At 63.8% G+C, this 16,058-nt stretch carries 11 protein-coding genes and 1 pseudogene; 7 read left to right on the top strand and 5 right to left on the bottom strand.

Features of this window, described 5'->3' with window-relative positions; all coding sequences use genetic code 11:
- A partial coding sequence (locus X728_RS00845; protein WP_023833167.1) for a kinesin occupies positions 1-5,630 on the bottom strand: 5,630 nt, incomplete at its 3' end.
- A 312-nt stretch (positions 5,631-5,942) separates the two neighbouring features.
- On the opposite strand from X728_RS00845, the gene X728_RS137730 reads away from it, so the two are divergent.
- The 3 genes from X728_RS137730 to X728_RS137740 all read left to right on the top strand — a co-directional run bounded on the left by X728_RS137730 (position 5,943) and on the right by X728_RS137740 (position 7,895).
- Positions 5,943-6,281, top strand: coding sequence for an Hpt domain-containing protein (locus X728_RS137730; RefSeq protein WP_023688665.1), 339 nt, complete (start codon positions 5,943-5,945; stop codon positions 6,279-6,281).
- A gap of 157 nt (positions 6,282-6,438) precedes the next feature.
- Positions 6,439-6,759 (top strand): 2Fe-2S iron-sulfur cluster-binding protein, encoded by a 321-nt coding sequence (locus tag X728_RS137735; RefSeq protein WP_023673507.1) that lies wholly within the window; start codon positions 6,439-6,441, stop codon positions 6,757-6,759.
- 104 nt (positions 6,760-6,863) lie between these two features.
- Positions 6,864-7,895 (top strand): NAD(P)/FAD-dependent oxidoreductase, encoded by a 1,032-nt coding sequence (locus tag X728_RS137740; RefSeq protein ID WP_023673506.1) that lies wholly within the window; start codon positions 6,864-6,866, stop codon positions 7,893-7,895.
- A 20-nt stretch (positions 7,896-7,915) separates the two neighbouring features.
- Here X728_RS137740 and X728_RS137745 read toward each other — a convergent pair whose 3' ends face one another.
- Positions 7,916-9,400, bottom strand: coding sequence for an MDR family MFS transporter (locus tag X728_RS137745; RefSeq protein ID WP_023833166.1), 1,485 nt, complete (start codon positions 9,398-9,400; stop codon positions 7,916-7,918).
- Positions 9,401-9,632: 232 nt separating this feature from the next.
- Positions 9,633-10,253: a DUF922 domain-containing protein gene (locus X728_RS137750; RefSeq protein ID WP_031196153.1), complete on the bottom strand. Its 621-nt coding sequence runs from the start codon at positions 10,251-10,253 to the stop codon at positions 9,633-9,635.
- Positions 10,254-10,401: 148 nt separating this feature from the next.
- On the opposite strand from X728_RS137750, the gene folP reads away from it, so the two are divergent.
- The 3 genes from folP to folK are packed head-to-tail and all read left to right on the top strand — an operon-like array spanning position 10,402 to position 12,126.
- Positions 10,402-11,247: a dihydropteroate synthase gene (gene folP / locus X728_RS137755; protein WP_023742509.1), complete on the top strand. Its 846-nt coding sequence runs from the start codon at positions 10,402-10,404 to the stop codon at positions 11,245-11,247.
- A 17-nt stretch (positions 11,248-11,264) separates the two neighbouring features.
- Positions 11,265-11,624, top strand: coding sequence for a dihydroneopterin aldolase (gene folB, locus X728_RS137760; protein ID WP_023673502.1), 360 nt, complete (start codon positions 11,265-11,267; stop codon positions 11,622-11,624).
- The gene (gene folK / locus X728_RS137765) at positions 11,608-12,126 is read left to right on the top strand and encodes a 2-amino-4-hydroxy-6-hydroxymethyldihydropteridine diphosphokinase (RefSeq protein ID WP_031196151.1); all 519 of its coding nucleotides are present in this window, start codon (positions 11,608-11,610) and stop codon (positions 12,124-12,126) included. The genes folB and folK overlap by 17 nt, the downstream gene beginning before the upstream one ends.
- Here folK and X728_RS137770 read toward each other — a convergent pair.
- Together X728_RS137770 and X728_RS137775 are read right to left on the bottom strand one after the other, a co-directional pair.
- On the bottom strand, positions 12,123-12,671 hold the full coding sequence (locus X728_RS137770) for a DUF924 family protein (protein ID WP_023673500.1): 549 nt from the start codon (positions 12,669-12,671) through the stop codon (positions 12,123-12,125). The genes folK and X728_RS137770 overlap by 4 nt on opposite strands.
- Positions 12,671-14,518, bottom strand: coding sequence for a monovalent cation:proton antiporter-2 (CPA2) family protein (locus X728_RS137775; protein WP_023833163.1), 1,848 nt, complete (start codon positions 14,516-14,518; stop codon positions 12,671-12,673). The genes X728_RS137770 and X728_RS137775 overlap by 1 nt, the downstream gene beginning before the upstream one ends.
- 160 nt (positions 14,519-14,678) lie before the next feature.
- Here X728_RS137775 and X728_RS0136525 point away from each other — a divergent pair.
- Positions 14,679-15,665: pseudogene (locus X728_RS0136525) on the top strand (AraC family transcriptional regulator); the annotation flags it as partial.
- Positions 15,666-16,058 lie beyond the last annotated feature (393 nt).

Genomic DNA, 16,058 nt, shown 5'->3' with positions numbered 1-16,058 from the left:
GGCGGGCGGCGTACCGGCTCGGCCGGGCGCTGCACTGGCGCCTGCGGCGCCGGGCGCAGGGCGCGCGGTTCGGCATTGTCGCCGCCGCGTCCCGATTTCGCAACGATATCCGAAAGTTCCTTGAGCGCGTTGATCTGCTCGGCAACGGCACGGCGGATCGCCGAGGTCGATTCCTTGGCCTCTTCCGGCATCTCGATGACGCCCTTCTTGAGCTCGGCGCGGGTGAGGTCGAGCTCGCTCTTGATCGAGCTTGCGGTGCGCCGCATCTCCTCGGTCGCATCGGCGAACCGGCTGGTTGCCGAATCGACCACTTCCGTTATGGCGATGCGGATCTTGTCGGCTGATGCCAGCGTCTTGCCTTCGGCATTCTGCATCGTCTGGCCGACAAGGTTTTCGAACGAACGCATCACCTTCTCGAGGTCTTCCGACTTCTTGACCAGGCCGACGGCGAGATCTTCGAGCGACGATTGCCGCTCAAGCGTGTGCTCCAGATTGCTCTGCGCCGAGCTCAACAGATCCGAAGCCGAGGACAGCAAGCGGCTGTGCTCGTCGAACTTGGTGGCGATCGAGGCCACTTCGCGCAGGGTCGACGACGACAGTTCGGTAAGCCGCGTCGTGTTCGAATCGACCAGGCGTGCCGAGCTGGCGAAGGTCTGCGCGGCCTTTTCGGTGGTTGCCGCGAAGCTTTGGGTGCTGCCGCTCAGACGTTCGTCGACCTGGCCGAGGTTGATCGCCGCCTGTTCGATCAGCTCACCAAGCTGCGAGCTGGAGACGCTCATGCGGCCGATGAGGTCGGTGACGCTATCGGCGAGCGACGAGCGCGCGCCTTCGACGGCCGACAGCGTTTCGGCGGTGCGGCTGGCGAGCGCGTTGACGAGGGCGGCATTTTCGCTGCGCAGCTTGTCGGTCGCGCGTTCGGTGACCTCTTCCATGCTCTTTTGCAGTTCCGAGCCGCCCTGGGCGAAGCGCTCGACCAGCGGCCGCGCGGTTTCGTCCAGGATCTTCGCCATCTCGGCCGAACGCGCCGCCAGCATCGTGTTGAGCTCGCGGGTATTGGTGCCGATTGTCTTGGCAGCGTCGTTGGTGCTTTGGCCGATGTGCTGGCCGACCGCGGTAAAAGTCTCCGCAATCGTGTTGGCGCGCGAGATCAGCTGAGCTTCTGCGCTGGAAACCTGCTCGTTGAGCTTCTGGCCCATCGTCTCCGTCGTATAAAGAAGGCGGTTCTCGACGCTGGCGACCTGTTCCTCGACGCGCGAAGCTGCGGACGCAACGCTCGCGGCCAGCCGCTCGTCGGCGCCGGCAAGAGCCTGCTCCATCTCGCGGGCGTGGACGGCAAGTTCTTGGCCGGTCTGGCGTGCGCGTTCGGCAACGCGCTGCTCGGTGCTGGCGAAGGCACCGACGATGTTGTCGGCATGCTCGCCGATCGTCGACGTGGAGTCGGCGATGCGCGACACCAGGCGGTGATCGGCCTCGTCGAAGATGCGGCTGATCTCGGTGGCGCGTGCCGACAGCGCGTCCGAACCCTCGGCAATGCGCGAGATCAGCTGCTGGTCGGCGGCGTCGAAGATGCGGCCAAGGTCCGAGGCGCGGGCGGCCAGCGCTTCGGCGGATTCGCCGATGCGCATGCTCAGCCGCTGGTCGGCGCCCTCGAAGTTACGCAGGATGTCGCCGGCGCGGTCGGCCAGCGACTGCGCCGTCTCGACCGCGCGGGCGACCAGCTTCTGGTCGGCGGCGTCGAACGTGCCGGCGATCTCGCAGGCGCGGGCAGCCAGCCGTCCGGCCGTTTCTTCGGCGCGGGCGAGCAGCGAGTTCGACGTCTCGTCATGCCGGGCAAGCAGCACGCTCGTTGTGTCTTCGGCGCGAGCAAGCAAGGCATTCGTCGTATCCTCGGCGCGAGCAAGCAGGGCGCTCGATGTGTCCTCGGCACGTGCGTGCAGACGGCGATCCGCGTCCTCGAAGGTGCGGGCGATGTCCTCGGCCCGGGCCAAAAGGGCGGACGAGGTCTGCTCGGCACGCTCGGCGATCTTGCGGTCGGCGTCACTGAAGGCAGCACCGGCCTGTTCGTGCAGCGCGCTGGTGACTTCCATCACCTTCTCGCGCAGCGCGCCGGCAACGAAGACGGCGCTCTTTTCGAGCACGCTGCGGACATTGTCGACACCCACCGACAACGCGCGCTCCATGGTTCCGGCGCGCTCTTCGATGATGCCGGTCTGCTTGCTGAAGGCCTGCTCGATCTTCTCGACATCGGCAGCGATTGCCGCCGAGATATCGGTGCTTCTGCCGGCAATCTGGTCGATATGGCCCGACAGCGAGCGGTCGACATCCTTGCGTATGTCGGCGAGCTTTGCCAGATCGTCTTCCAGCGCCTGGGTCAACATGTTGCGGCCTTCGGCCAGCTTGCCGACATGGCCGGCGATGATGTCGTCAACCTCACCGCGGCTTGCCGACAGCTTCTGCAGGTCGGCTTCCAGCGCACGTTTCAGGATGTCTCGGCCCTCGGCCAGCTTCTCGACCTGGCCCGCGACCAGTCCGTCGATGCTCGACCGGCTCTCGGCCAGCTTGGCGAGGTCGTCCTCGAGAGCCTTCGACAGCGTCGCGCGATCCCGGACGAGCTTGTCGCTGTGACCCTCGATCAGGCTGTTGACATTTTCCAAATCCGCTTCCAGCACCCGTGCGAACTCGCCACGGTTTTCGCTCAGCTTCTGCGACTGGTCGGCAATGGCGCTCCTGATCGCATTGAGATCGGCTTCGAGCGCCCGTGTGAGGATGTCGCGGCCCTCGGCAAGCTTCTCGACCTGCCCGGCGACCAGCCCATCGATATTGGAGCGGCTCTCCGCCAGCTTGGCGATGTCGTCTTCCAATGCCTTTGAGAGCGCCGAACGGTCCTGGACGAGCCTGTTTTGATGATCGGCCATGATGCCGCTGACATTGTGCAAATCGTCCTGAAGCGCCTGGGATAGCGTCGAACGATCCTGGACAAGCCGGCTGGAGTGGTCGGTGATCAGGCTGTTAACATTCTGAAGGTCATCCTTAAGCGCCTGGGATAGCGTCGAACGATCCTGGACAAGCCGGTCCGAGTGGTCGGCGATCAGGCTGTTCACATTCTGCAGGTCGGCCTCCAGTGCCCTGGAAAGCTGACCGCGCTCTTCCGCCACCTTGTCGGAATGACCCGCGATGGCACCCTTGATGGTGTTGAGGTCGGCTTCGAGCGCGCGCTTGAGGATATCGCGCCCCTCGGCCAGCTTCTCGACCTGGCCGGCGACCAGCCCGTCGATGCTCGACCGGCTCTCGGCGAGCTTGGCGAGGTCGGCCTCGAGCGTCTGTGACAACAGGCCACGATCGTCGGCAAGCCGGCTCGAATGGTCGGAGAGCAGGCCCCTGATGCCGGATAGGTCGTTCTCCAGCGCCTTGCTGAGTTCGGTGCGGTCCTCGGCCAGTTTCGCCGAGTGGTTCTCGATCACGCCCTTGATGCCGATAATGTCGTTTTCGAGCGCCTTGGTCAGGATGGCGCGGCCTTCGGCGATCTTTTCAACCTGGCCGGCGACCAGCCCGTCAATCGAGGCGCGGCTGTCGGCGAGCTTGCCGAGATCGGCTTCCAGGGCGCGCGACAGAATGTTGCGGCCTTCGGCCAGTTTACCGACATGTCCGGCGACCATTTCGTCAATGATCGTACGGGCTTGCACCAGTTTTCCGGAGTCTTCATGCAAAGCCTGGTTGAGCCGGTTGCGGCCTTCTTCAAGCCGCTCGAGATGGCTTCCCAGCGACGCGTCGATGGCGGCGCGCGACTCGTTGACCTTGCGTAGATCCTCTTCCAGGGCGCGCGAGATCAGGTTGCGGCCTTCGGCCAGCTTCTGCACCTGGTTGGTTACGGCCGCATCGATGCCGGCGCGGCCCTCGGCGAACTTCGCCAGGTCCGCCTGCATGGCAGCCGCCATGCGTTCGCGGCTTTCGGACAGCTTGCGGCTGTGGTTTTCGACGGCGTCCTCGATGCCGACGCGGGCGTCGGCAAGACGCTGGATGTCGGTGTCGAATGAGCGCGACACGACATGGCGGGCGGCTTCCATCCGGCCGGCGAAATCGCTGGCGCGGGCTTCGAGCATCGACGAGGTCGACGAGACGATGTCGGCCATGTCGGCGCCGATCTGGGTCTTGCCCTGATCGATCATGGCCGACAAATGATCCTTGCTCTCGGCAAAGGTGTGGGCGATCTCGCGGGCGCGCTCGACCAGCGTTTCGTTGATCTGGCGGGCGCGCGCCTCGAGCGCGGCGTTGAGCTTCTGCGTGCCGGTATCGAGTGCTTCGGCCCGGGTCTGGAATTCGCTGATCAGCGCCTGGCCGCGCTCGGCCAGCGTCCGCTCGATGCCGTTCAGGCTGGACTCGAATTCCGAGCTCAGGGTGCGGGCGGCGCCGCCGAGCAGCGACACCATACCGGTGGTGCGGTCGTCGAGCAGGTCGGTCAGCGACCGGGTCAGGCCGTCTGTGGTGTCCGTCAGCTTGGCGATGCGGGTGTCGAGCAGCGAAGCAAAGGCTTCGCCCGATGTCGACAGCCTGTCGGTGATTGAATCCAGCCGGGTTTCGACGGAATCGAAGATCGACATCGAGCTTTCATTGATGCGGTCGATCAGCGTGTCGCCGGAATTGGTGATCGTCATCGACAGCTTGGTCGACGCGTTGAGGATAGAGTCGCGAATAATGTCGGAGGCGGCGCCGATCTCGTCCTTCAGCGTTTCATGCGCGCCGGTGATCGAGGCGCGCACGCGCTCGGCATGAGTGACGACGGCTTCGCGCTCGCTGCCCAGCCCGTCGACCAGCGACCGGATGCGCGATTCATTCTCCGAATAGGAGCGTTCGATCTGGTTGACCTCGCTGTGGACCAGAGTTTCGAGCTCGACGGCGCGCGCCAGCGTGCGCTCGATGCCTTCGCCCATCGCCGCCACTTCACGGCGAACGGCCTGGCCGATCATCATCACGCGGTCTTGGGCGAGGTTTTCCGGCTCCGCCAAGCGGAAAGCCACCTCCGTCATCGATTGCGCGGCAATGCGCATTTCCTGCGCGCGGCGGATCATCGCCGCGAAGGCCCAAAACAGGACGACCGGTATGATTGCCGCGATCGCTAGGCCGATCAGTTCAGGGCGGGCCAGGATTTGATCGAACGTACGAATTTTCCAGATGCTGGGGCCAAACAGCAGATTGGCGAGGCCGCCGGCGCCGGCGATCCAGGCCAGCGACACGAACGCCACGACCCAATAGATCGTGCTAGACGCGCGCCGGTTGAGGCTGTGCAGCAGCGTCTTGTAATCTTTCTGGCGGTCATCGTTTGCCGGCTTGAAGCCGGCTGGCTGCGCGCTGTTGCGCGATTCGACCGGGCGCAGCTCGGCGGGCTTGGCTGCCGGCTTCGCACTCTGGTTTTGTTGGACGGGCGCATTTTGAGCGGGGGCGGGCTTCTGGGGGCGGCCTTCGCGCGCCAGTTCGTCCGCGGCCTGCGATATCTGCGCTTCCAGATCTTCCATCGACGCCGCGATATCGAGATCGCCGCTGCCGTCTCCGCTGAGATCGAGGTCTAGTGCCTTTTCGAGTTCCCTGGCTACGTCGCTGTCGAGAGTTCTGGTCGTCGTTGGTTTCTTCGCCATGCCTTCGCTACCCTGTACTAGCTGCCGAGGGACTTCTTATTTTTGCCTGATTCTGGCTCGTCTTATCCCACGCAGGAGGCTGAAAATGGACCTTCGTATCGTAATGACACACAGGGGTAAAGAAAACATGCATTCCGCGAGATACGTAAAACTTTAAATATAAGGTTAACGACAACGTGATCTAACCGCCTCAACGGCAACAATTTTCCAGCCCATTCATTAACGCGTTGGCGACGGAAATCGCCTAGTTTTTCGGCGATCGGCACAAGGAGTTTCAAATTGGTACGCGGTGAAAGCGGCATTGCCTTCTCAATGCCGGGCGGCGATGCGTCGGGACCGGCCCGTTCGCGCCCAGTGGATCTGGCCCATCTGGCCCGTCAGACTATGGGCGATCGCGCCCTCGAACAGGAGGTATTGGCGCTGTTCGTACAGCAGGCGCTTTCCGTCCGCGACAGAATAGTCGATGCCGATGTCAGGGAGCGACTGCTTCTGGCGCATGGGCTGAAAGGTTCGGCGCGCGGGGTCGGCGCCTTTGCCATCGCCGACTGCGCCACCTCGATCGAACAGCAGCCGGAAGATGCGCGCATCCTCAAGCGCCTCGGCACCCTGATCGAGGAAGTGCGCGATTTCATCGCCGCCATCAGCCGGTAATGGCTGCCGCTCGGCAGCGGCCACCGGGATGAATCGACGGGGCCAGGGCGTGCTTTGGCCAGCTTTCCGAAAAAACGTCACAAAGCGGCGCTTTCGCGCCGCAGTTGACTTGTCCGGTGGAGTGATTATCTCGGCTGGGACTCCCTTCAGGTGATAAATGACCAAGCTGACCTTCATTGCCCATGACGGCACTCCTTTCGATGTCGAGGCCGAAAACGGCTCGACCGTCATGGAGAATGCGATCCGTAGCGCGGTGCCGGGCATCGAGGCAGAATGCGGCGGCGCCTGCGCCTGCGCGACCTGCCATGTCTATGTCGACGAAGCCTGGACGGCCGAGGTCGGCGAGCCGGAGGCGATGGAAGAGGACATGCTGGACTTCGCCTATGACGTCCAGCCGAACTCGCGGCTGTCCTGCCAGATCAAGGTGCGCGACGCGCTTGACGGCCTCGTCGTGCGCGTGCCGGCTCGCCAGGGTTGATCTCCCGTAGCATCTGATTTTTCCCGCCGCCGCTTGGCAGCGGGCCAATGCTCATGCAGTCTCGCGCCAGTTTCGCCCCAGTTTGACAATGAGGCTCGCCTGGCATGACCGATGTAATCAAGACGGACGCACTCATCGTCGGGGCGGGTCCGGTCGGCCTGTTCGCCGTGTTCGAACTTGGCCTCTTCGACATGAAGTGCCATCTGATCGACATCCTCGACCGGCCGGGCGGCCAATGCGCCGAACTCTATCCGGAAAAGCCGATCTACGACATTCCAGGCTGGCCATCGATCTCGGCGCAAGGCCTGGTCGACAGACTGCTCGAGCAGATTCACCCGTTCAAGCCGGATTTTACCTTCAACCGCATGGTCTCCAGCCTGGAAAAGCTTGACGACGGCTCATTTCGGGTCACCACCGACGAGAACGAGGTGTTCGAAGCCAAGGTGGTGGTGATCGCCGCCGGTGGCGGCTCGTTCCAGCCCAAACGGCCGCCCATTCCCGGCATCGAGGCCTATGAGGGCAGGAGCGTCTTCTATTCGGTGCGCCGTATGGAGGAATTCCGCGGCCACGACCTCGTCATCGTCGGCGGCGGCGATTCCGCACTCGACTGGACGCTGAACCTGCAGCCGGTGGCAAAAAGCGTGACACTGGTCCACCGGCGCGCGGAATTCAGGGCGGCGCCCGACAGCGTCAACAAGATGTATGCCATGCAGGAGATGAAGCAGCTGGAGTTCCGGGTCGGCCAGGTGAGCGGCCTGACCGGCGCCGACGGCGAGCTGGCCTCTGCTACCATCAAGGGCGGGCCTGACGGCGACATCGAGGTGCCGTGCACGCGCATGCTGCCGTTCTTCGGCCTGACCATGAAGCTCGGCCCGATCGCCGAATGGGGGCTCAACCTTCATGAGAACCTCATTCCGGTCGATACCGAGAAATTCCAGACTTCGGTGCCAGGCATCTTTGCCGTCGGCGACATCAACTGGTACCCAGGCAAGCTGAAGCTGATCCTGTCGGGTTTTCACGAGGTGGCGCTGATGGCGCAGGCCGCCAAGCGCATCATCAGCCCCGGTGAGCGCATCGTCTTCCAGTACACGACGTCGTCGACCAGCCTGCAGAAGAAGCTCGGCGTCGTGGAGTAGGTCCTACAGGGCTTTCCGGATCACTCCACCAGAACGACTGGCGCCTCGGCGTCGTCGCGGCCGCGCAGTGACTTCTCCGGCATCAGCGCCAGCGTCATCAGCGCCAGCACGAGCGTGACGGCCGCGGCAAGGAAGATCATCATGAAGGGCGTCGCCGAGACGATCTGTCCGGCAGCCGGCGCGCCTTCGCCGGCAAGCGGCAGGCCATAGCCGAGCGCGACGGCGCCGAGCATGGCGACGCCGAGCGCGCTGCCCAGCGAACGCAGGAAGGTCAGCACGCCGGTGGCAACGCCGAGATGCGCGCGGTCGACGGCGTTCTGCACCGATACGGTGGCGACCGGGAAAGTGGTGCCGCTTCCAAGGCCGATGCAGATGGTCAAGAGCTCGACCACCAGCAGCGAGGCGCGGCCGGCGACCAGGCTAAGCACGCCAAGACAGATAATGGCGAAGAGAACGCCGACCATGGCGATACGCTTGTAGTGGAAGAAGCGCGGTATCGTGCGGCCGCTGAACGTCGCGCCGGCGACCGTTCCGAGCAGCAGGCCGAGCATGGCAAGGCCCGACTGGCTGACCGACAGGCCGATGATCGACTGCAGATAGACGGGCAGATACACCGACAGGCCGATATTGGCGGCCTGCAGCAGGAACATCGACGCCGTGCCGGCAAGCACGATCGGATTGCTCAGCACTTCAAGCGAGATCAGCGGCTCGGCCGCACGCATCAGCCGCAAAGCGAACGCAGCCCAGAAGACCGCCGAACAGGCGAGCAGGCCGACGATCTCGCGCGAAGCCCATGGATAGGCGCTGCCGCCCCAGTTGAGGGCCAAAAGCAGCAATGCCGTCGCCACCACCAGAAGCAGCGCGCCCGGCGCGTCGATGCGATGCCGCTTTGCGGCGACCGGCAGTTTGCGCAGCGGCTTGTTGATGATGGCCATGGCCAAGATGCCGAGCGGGATGTTGATCCAGAAGATCAGCGACCAATGGAGATGTTCGGCAAATCCGCCGCCGAGCAAAGGCCCGGCGATGCTGGCGACAGCCCAGGTGCCCGAAATCCAGGCGGCATAGCGCGCGCGTTCGCGCGGCGGCACCAGGTCGCCGATGACGATCTGCGCCAGGGCGAACAGGCCGCCGCCGCCCGCACCCTGGATCGCCCGGCCGATGACCAGCACGAACATGTTGGGGGCCATGGCGCTGACCAGCGATCCCAGAAGGAAGATCAGGATCGCCGCATAGACGGTCGGCCGGCGGCCATAGACGTCGGAAATCTTGCCGTAGAGCGGCGCCATGGCCGTCGCCGTCAGGAGATATCCGGTCACGATCCACGGCAGGTAGTCGGCGTGGCCGAGCGAACGGCCGATGGTCGGCATGGCCGGCGCGACGATGGTCTGGTCGAGCGCCGCCAGCAGCATCGACAAAAGGATGCCGGCGATGATGACGTTCTTCTCGCTTTCCGTAAGCGGCGCGGCGGGCGCCACCCTAGCCGGCTTGTCGACAGCCTGGTCCATATCAGTGCATCCACAGTGTCTGCGAGCGATTGCGCGGCGCCAATGGCCGCTCCGCTATACGCCGCCTCGATTGGTCTTGATCTGGTGTTTCGAAGCTCGCGCCTTGCCACCTGACATATCTTGCGAGCCTGACATATGTCGTCCCGTATAGGCCGATTTCGACCTTTGCCCGAAAATTTTCTGGGGCTGGCCTCATGTTTCGGCAGAATTGGCTTGGTATCAGCCCTGTGGTTCAGCCGGGCGGAAGCTGGCCGTTCTGGACGCGCTGCATGCGGTAGCGCAGCAGCCGCAGGATGCGGCTTTCGAAATTCACGCCTTCGACGCGGTCGAAGCGCAACTGGTCCTGGTCATGCCTGGCGAGTTCGGCCGCGGTGATCTGCGCCGCCTTCGCCTTTGCCCCGGCGCAGGTCTTTTGCGCAAAGCTAGCGTTCAGCGCGTCTTCGAGCAGGCGGCCGTGGTTCTTGGCGATCTCGACATGACGCTCCTCATGGCGCTTGATGTCTGCCGACAGCGTGTCCCAGAACAGCCTGACATCGGGATCGGCCTTGCGCGGCCGGCGCCACTCCGGAAGGATGACCTTGACCTTGACGGTGACGGCAGCCTTGGCGATGCGGCAGGTGTCAGCGGTTTGCGCGTAGCTGATGCGGGTGGTGAACGCCATCTGGGTGGCGCCTGGATGCCGCATCCCGGTGCTTTTCACCTCGGGTCCATGCTTCGACAATTGCGTCTCGATGTCATCGAGCGTGCTGCCGCCGATGGCAAAATAGCTGTAGGTCTTCACCAGATTGGCAGCATTCGCCGGCAGGACGGTCAAAGCCAGCATCAGGGCGCAGAGCAGGGGTCGTTTCATCATGTTGCCTCTTCACTCACCTTGCTTTACGGCCGTTGCCGGCGCAACGGAATTGATCTTCCACCGATCACGCATCGTTGATGGATTGCAAGCGCTCGATGAGCCACATGCCAATGAGCCACATGCCAATGAGACACATGGTTGAAGGACAATGACGACAAGGCGATGGCAACTGGCGCATAAGTGCCATCTCGACCTTGGCGAGAAAGCCATTGTGGTCGGCATTCTCAACGTCACGCCCGACAGTTTTTCGGATGGCGGACTGTTCATCACGCCTGACCAGGCGGTGGCGCAGGCGCACCGCATGGTGGAAGAAGGCGCCGCCGTCGTCGATATCGGCGGGGAATCGACGCGCCCCGGCGCCTCGCCCGTGACGCCTGAAGAAGAGCAGGCCCGCATCCTGCCGGTCATCGCCGCGCTCGCCAGTTCAGGCGAAGCCCTGATTTCGGTCGACACCTATCGCGAGGAAACCGCGCGCCTCGCCGTCGCCGCCGGCGCGCATATCGTCAACGATGTCTGGGGCTTGCAGCGTGAACCCGGCATCGCCCGCGTCGCCGCCGAGACCGGCGCCGGACTGGTCATCATGCATACCGGGCGCGGGCGGCAAAAACTGCCCGACGTCATCGCCGACCAGTTTTTGTTCCTCAAGGCTTCGCTGGAAGTCGCCAGGCGCAGCGGCGTTGCGGACGATCATATCGTACTCGATGCCGGCTTCGGCTTCGCCAAGGAGACGGCTGAGGAAAACCTCGACCTGATGGCGCGGTTTTCCGAGCTTAAGGAGCTCGGTTTTCCCTTGATGGCCGGCACCTCCAGAAAACGCTTCATCGGCACCGTCACCGGCCGCGAAGCCGGCGCGCGCGCCGCCGGGACGGCAGCCACCAGTGTCATTCTGAGGCTGAAGGGCGCCGATCTGTTTCGCGTCCACGATGTCGCAATCAACGTGGACGCACTGGCGGTCGCCGATGCTATGCTGGCGCGCGAAAAGCCAGGACGCTGAGCCCAGGACACTAAGAAATGTACGTCATCCGCATGAAGAACTGCGCCTTCTTTGCCCGGCACGGCGTGCTGGATGAGGAAGAGGCGCTTGGCCAGCGTTTTTATGTCGATGCCGAGTTGACGGTCGAGCCCAGCCGCCCACTGGAGGATGATTCCATCGAGGACACCGTCAATTACGGCATCGCCTTCACGGTGATTGAAAAGATCGTCACTGGACATCGCCGTTTCCTGATCGAGGCGCTGGCGCTCGAAGTAGCGAAGGCGCTGACTTCACGGTTTCCGCAGATCAGGAAGGCCGAGATCACCGTGCGCAAGCCCAACGCACCGGTGCCCGGCGTGCTCGATTACGTCGAGGTGACCGTTGTCTGGCCAGAGTAGCAATAACACGGTCTATCTCAGCCTTGGTGGCAATCTCGGCGATCCCTCGGCCTCGATGGCCACGGCGCTGCGCCTGCTAGACGCCGACGAGAACACGCGTGTCATCGCCGTCTCCTCGCTCTATCGCACGCCGCCCTGGGGCAAGCTCGACCAGCCGGATTTCCTCAACGCCGCTGCCGAAATCTCGACCGCGCTGGCGCCAAGGGCGCTGCTCGACCTCTGCCTCGAGGCCGAGCGCAAGCTGAAGCGGGTGCGCGAGGAGCGCTGGGGTCCGCGCCTGATCGACATCGACATATTGGTGTTCGGCGACCGCATCATCCACGAAACCGGGCTGGAAGTGCCGCATCCCCGAATGGTGGAGCGCGCCTTCGTGCTGGCGCCCTTGGCAGAGATCGCGCCGGATCTGGCGGTGGGCGGCAGGAGCGTGACCGAGCGGCTCAGCGCCGTCGATACGTCAGGCATAGAGCGGCTGGCTTCCGGCCGCGATTGGTGGCTGGGTTAACCGGAGAAGCCGCCGCCATCGAGAAATGCCTGTTCGTCCGCCGTCGTCTCGCGGCCAAGCATCTTGTTCCTGTGCGGAAAGCGGCCGAAGCGCTGGATGATGTCGCGGTGCTCGATGGCGTATTTCACATACTCCGGCGCCCTGGCGGTGGTGAGCTCGACCGATCTGTCCTGGTCGGCGGGCAGTTCCGAATGTTCGTAGGGCAGGTACAGGAAGACGCGCAGGTTTTCTTCCAGCGAAAGGTCATGGCCGGCCGCAATCGCCTTGGCGGCAAAGTGCCGTGCCAGCGGATCGGTGGCGTACATATGGCCTGAGCCGCGAAAGCAGTTGCGCGGAAACTGGTCGAGCAGGATCATCAGCGCCAGCGAACCCTCGGCATGCTCCGACCATGCGTCGCACTCGCGCCGCGCGGCGGCAAAGTGCAGGTCGAGAAACCTGCTGCGGAAATCCGCGTCGAAGACGTCGTTCTTCTCGAACCACGCGTCTTCGCCGGCCTCGCGCCAGAATTTGGTGACGGCGAGCGCGCGCTCATCCGATGCGGTCATCAGCTTTCCCCCTGATCGGCGGGCTCGGGCTTGTGCAGCACGCCGGCCGTCTCTTCGTTCAGCGCCTGGCCGGGCCGGCGCGGTTGCGTCAGCGGCGTCGGGATCGGCGTGCCGGTATTGCCCCTGAGGAAACGTTGCCCGGCGCGGACGCCTTCGGCCAGCTGCGTCTCCAGTCGGGCATTGTCGCGCCGTCGCACATCCTCGATGACATCGGCGACATCTTCCGGCTCAACGCCCAAAACCTCGAGCGCGGAACCGCCGAAGACGAGGGCCGATTCGAAGGTCTCGCGCAGCTGGAAGTCGACCCCGGCGCGGATGAGCGACAGCGCGGTGCCGCGATCGTACGCGCGTGCCAGGACGGTCAGCAGCGGGAACTCCGCCTTGATCAGTTCCGCCATGCGCACCGTGGCGTCCGGCTTGTCGACGCAGATCAGCACGGCGCGCGCGCGGCCTGCACCTGCGGCGCGCAGAATGTCGAGCCGCGTGCCGTCGCCATAGTAGACCTTGAAGCCGAAATCGGCGGCCGCCTGTATCATTTCGACATCATTGTCGATGATCGACACATCGATGCCGCGCAACAAAAGCGGCTGGCTCGCGATCTGGCCGAAACGGCCGAAGCCGATGACCAGCACGCTGCCGGTAAGGCCGTCGGCGATGTCGACGCCTTCAAGCGACTGCTCGTCGCGCGGCGTCAAATATTTGAGCGCAATGATGGCCAGCGGCGTCAGCACCATGGAGATGATGATGATCGCGGTCAGCGTTGCGTTGGCCCGGCTGTCGATGATGCCAACCGCCGCCGCGGCCGAATAGAGGACGAAGGCGAATTCGCCGCCTTGCGCCATGATCACGGCGCGTTCCAGCGCTTCACGATGACCGCTCTTCAGCAAGCGGGCGACGAGGTAGATGCCGAGCGCATTCATCGCCATGTAGGCGACGACATAGACGGCGATCAGCCGCCAGTTGTCGGCCACCACATGTAGGTCGAGCGACATGCCGACGGCGAGGAAGAAAAGGCCAAGCAGGATGCCGCGGAATGGCTCGACGTCGGCCTCCAGCTGGTGGCGGAAGGTCGATTCCGACAACAGCACGCCGGCGAGGAAGGCGCCCATCGCCATCGAGAGGCCGGAAAGCTGCATGACCAGCGCCGACCCCAGCACGACCAGAAGGGCTGCCGCCGTCATGACTTCGCGCGCCTTGGCGTCGGCCAGGATGCGGAAGAACGGGTTGAGCAGATAGCGGCCGGCCACCACCAGCCCGACGATGGCGCCAAGACCGATGCCGATTTCGGTCAGCCTTTGCTGCAGGGTCATCTCGCTGCCGCCCGGCGCCAGGAAGGCGACCAGCGCCAGAAGCGGCACGATTGCCAGATCCTCGAGCAGCAGGATGGACACGATGCGCTGGCCCTTGGGGCTGGCCATCTCGCCACGCTCTTCCAGAAGCTGCATGACGATCGCCGTCGAGGTCAGGACAAAGCCGGCGCCGGCAACGAAGGATTGCGCGATCGGAAAGCCGCCGGCGAGACCAACACCGGTGAGCAGCAAGGCGCAGACGCCGACCTGCAGCGCGCCGAGGCCGAAAATCTCGCGGCGCAGGCCCCATAGCCGCGACGGCTGCATCTCCAGCCCGATGATGAACAGGAACATGACCACGCCGAGTTCGGCGACATGCAGGATGGCTTCCGATTCGGAAAAAATGCCAATACCGAACGGGCCGATGACCACGCCCGCGGCGAGATAGCCTAGGATCGAGCCCAGCCCCATGCGTTTGAAGATCGGAACGGCGACGACGCCTGCGGCAAGCAGCGCCACCACCTGAATGAGATCGCTGCCCGATGCTTCCGCTGCCATGCCTCTTGTCCCTGTGTCCGACAGCACTCCTTGCATGCACCGGGAGCGGGAGGCAAGGGCGGGAAGCCTGCCAGGATGGGTAGGGTGCCGTGGCAGCGATTCCCCGGTGGAACAACAGTCTGCGCTTGCCTGTCGGACGGCCGGTATCTATATCTGACAAATGCCTGATTATTCGTCCCGGCCGTCGCCGCTGCCACATATCCCGATGGATGCGCTCAGCGAAGTTCTGCAAGACTTTCGCTTGAGTGGCGTCAACTATGGCCGCTGCGAACTCCGGCACCCATGGAGCATAGACTTTCCGCAACAACAACTGCTTCGTTTTCACTTTGTCGGCCAGGGTCCATGCTGGATTCACACCGAAGCGCAAGGCTGGCAGGAGTTGCGCGATGGCGATCTGGTGCTGCTGCCGCAAGGCATCGCCCATCGGCTGGCGAGTGCGCCGGACGTGGTGGGCGATTCGCTCGAGGGCTGCCAGGTGATCAAGTTGGGCGGCAACGTTTGCGAAGTGATACGGCAGGGAACGGGCGCGACAAGCACCCTTTTCTGCGGCTCCATGTCTCTCGGCTCCTATGCGCTCAATCCGTTGATCACGTTGATGCCGCCTCTCATCAAGGGTTGCGACGTGGCCGGCAATGACCCGATGGTCGGCCCTTTGCTGGCGGCCATGACGGTGGAGGCCGCGCAACCGCAGATGGGCAGCGCCACCATCCTGTCGCGTATGGCGGATTTGCTGACAGCCAGGCTCATCCGGTGCTGGGTCAATTGCAACGGCGCATCGACCACCGGTTGGCTCGCAGCCATCCGCGACCCCCATATAGGCCGCGCTCTGGCGGCCATGCACCGCGACCCCGGCCACAACTGGACGCTGGGAAGCCTCGCCGGCGTGGCAGGCCAATCGCGTTCGATTTTCGCCGAGCGCTTCAGCGCGGTATTGGGGGAGGGTGCCGCACATTATCTCGCCCGCCTGCGAATGCAGCTTGCCCGCGAATTGCTGGGCCAAAACGGCTTGTCGGTTGCCGAAGTCGCTACCCGTTTGGGCTATGATTCCGAGGCGTCCTTCGCCCGCGCGTTCAAGCGCATCACCAATGTCTCGCCAGGCGTTGTGCGTCGCACAATTCCCGGACGAATGGATATGAATTTCGGATTTTTAAGGTACATAACATCCGGGCGGACTCGCCTATCTAAGATCTCCAACTGTGGAGATCTTTCCGTGACGGACACAACATTACAGCTTGAAGACGCCGCAATCGGCCTTGATGCCGATGCACCAGCCGCGTGGAGCGCGGCCACATGGTTTGCGGTCCTATCATTGGCGGCCACCAGCTTTGCCCTGGTGTCAGCCGAGTTCTTGCCGGCAGGTCTGTTGACGCCGATGGCGCGCGATCTCGGCATCAGCGAGGGAACTGCCGGACAGGTCGTCACCGCCACCGCTTCCGTTGGCGCCGTGACGGCCATGTTGAGCAATGTGGTTGTGTGCGTCAAGTTCTGCAAAATGGGGCAGCCATGATGCTGGTCATGCGGCTTGGCGCAGAGCGAGCTT

The organism is Mesorhizobium sp. L103C119B0 (assembly GCF_000502235.1).
In the GTDB taxonomy this organism is placed as follows: Bacteria; Pseudomonadota; Alphaproteobacteria; order Rhizobiales; family Rhizobiaceae; genus Mesorhizobium.
Note: the sequence above shows the minus strand (reverse complement) of the source record. Positions and strands in the feature narration are given on the sequence as shown.

Coding starts and splice junctions, on each gene's coding strand:
- X728_RS137775 (WP_023833163.1), bottom strand. CDS start 14,518: ATGGCAGCGGAAGCATCGGGCAGCGATCTCATTCAGGTGGTGGCGCTG.
- X728_RS137735 (WP_023673507.1), top strand. CDS start 6,439: ATGACCAAGCTGACCTTCATTGCCCATGACGGCACTCCTTTCGATGTC.
- X728_RS137740 (WP_023673506.1), top strand. CDS start 6,864: ATGACCGATGTAATCAAGACGGACGCACTCATCGTCGGGGCGGGTCCG.
- X728_RS137770 (WP_023673500.1), bottom strand. CDS start 12,671: ATGACCGCATCGGATGAGCGCGCGCTCGCCGTCACCAAATTCTGGCGC.
- X728_RS137750 (WP_031196153.1), bottom strand. CDS start 10,253: ATGATGAAACGACCCCTGCTCTGCGCCCTGATGCTGGCTTTGACCGTC.
- folB (WP_023673502.1), top strand. CDS start 11,265: ATGTACGTCATCCGCATGAAGAACTGCGCCTTCTTTGCCCGGCACGGC.
- X728_RS137745 (WP_023833166.1), bottom strand. CDS start 9,400: ATGGACCAGGCTGTCGACAAGCCGGCTAGGGTGGCGCCCGCCGCGCCG.
- folP (WP_023742509.1), top strand. CDS start 10,402: ATGACGACAAGGCGATGGCAACTGGCGCATAAGTGCCATCTCGACCTT.
- X728_RS137730 (WP_023688665.1), top strand. CDS start 5,943: ATGCCGGGCGGCGATGCGTCGGGACCGGCCCGTTCGCGCCCAGTGGAT.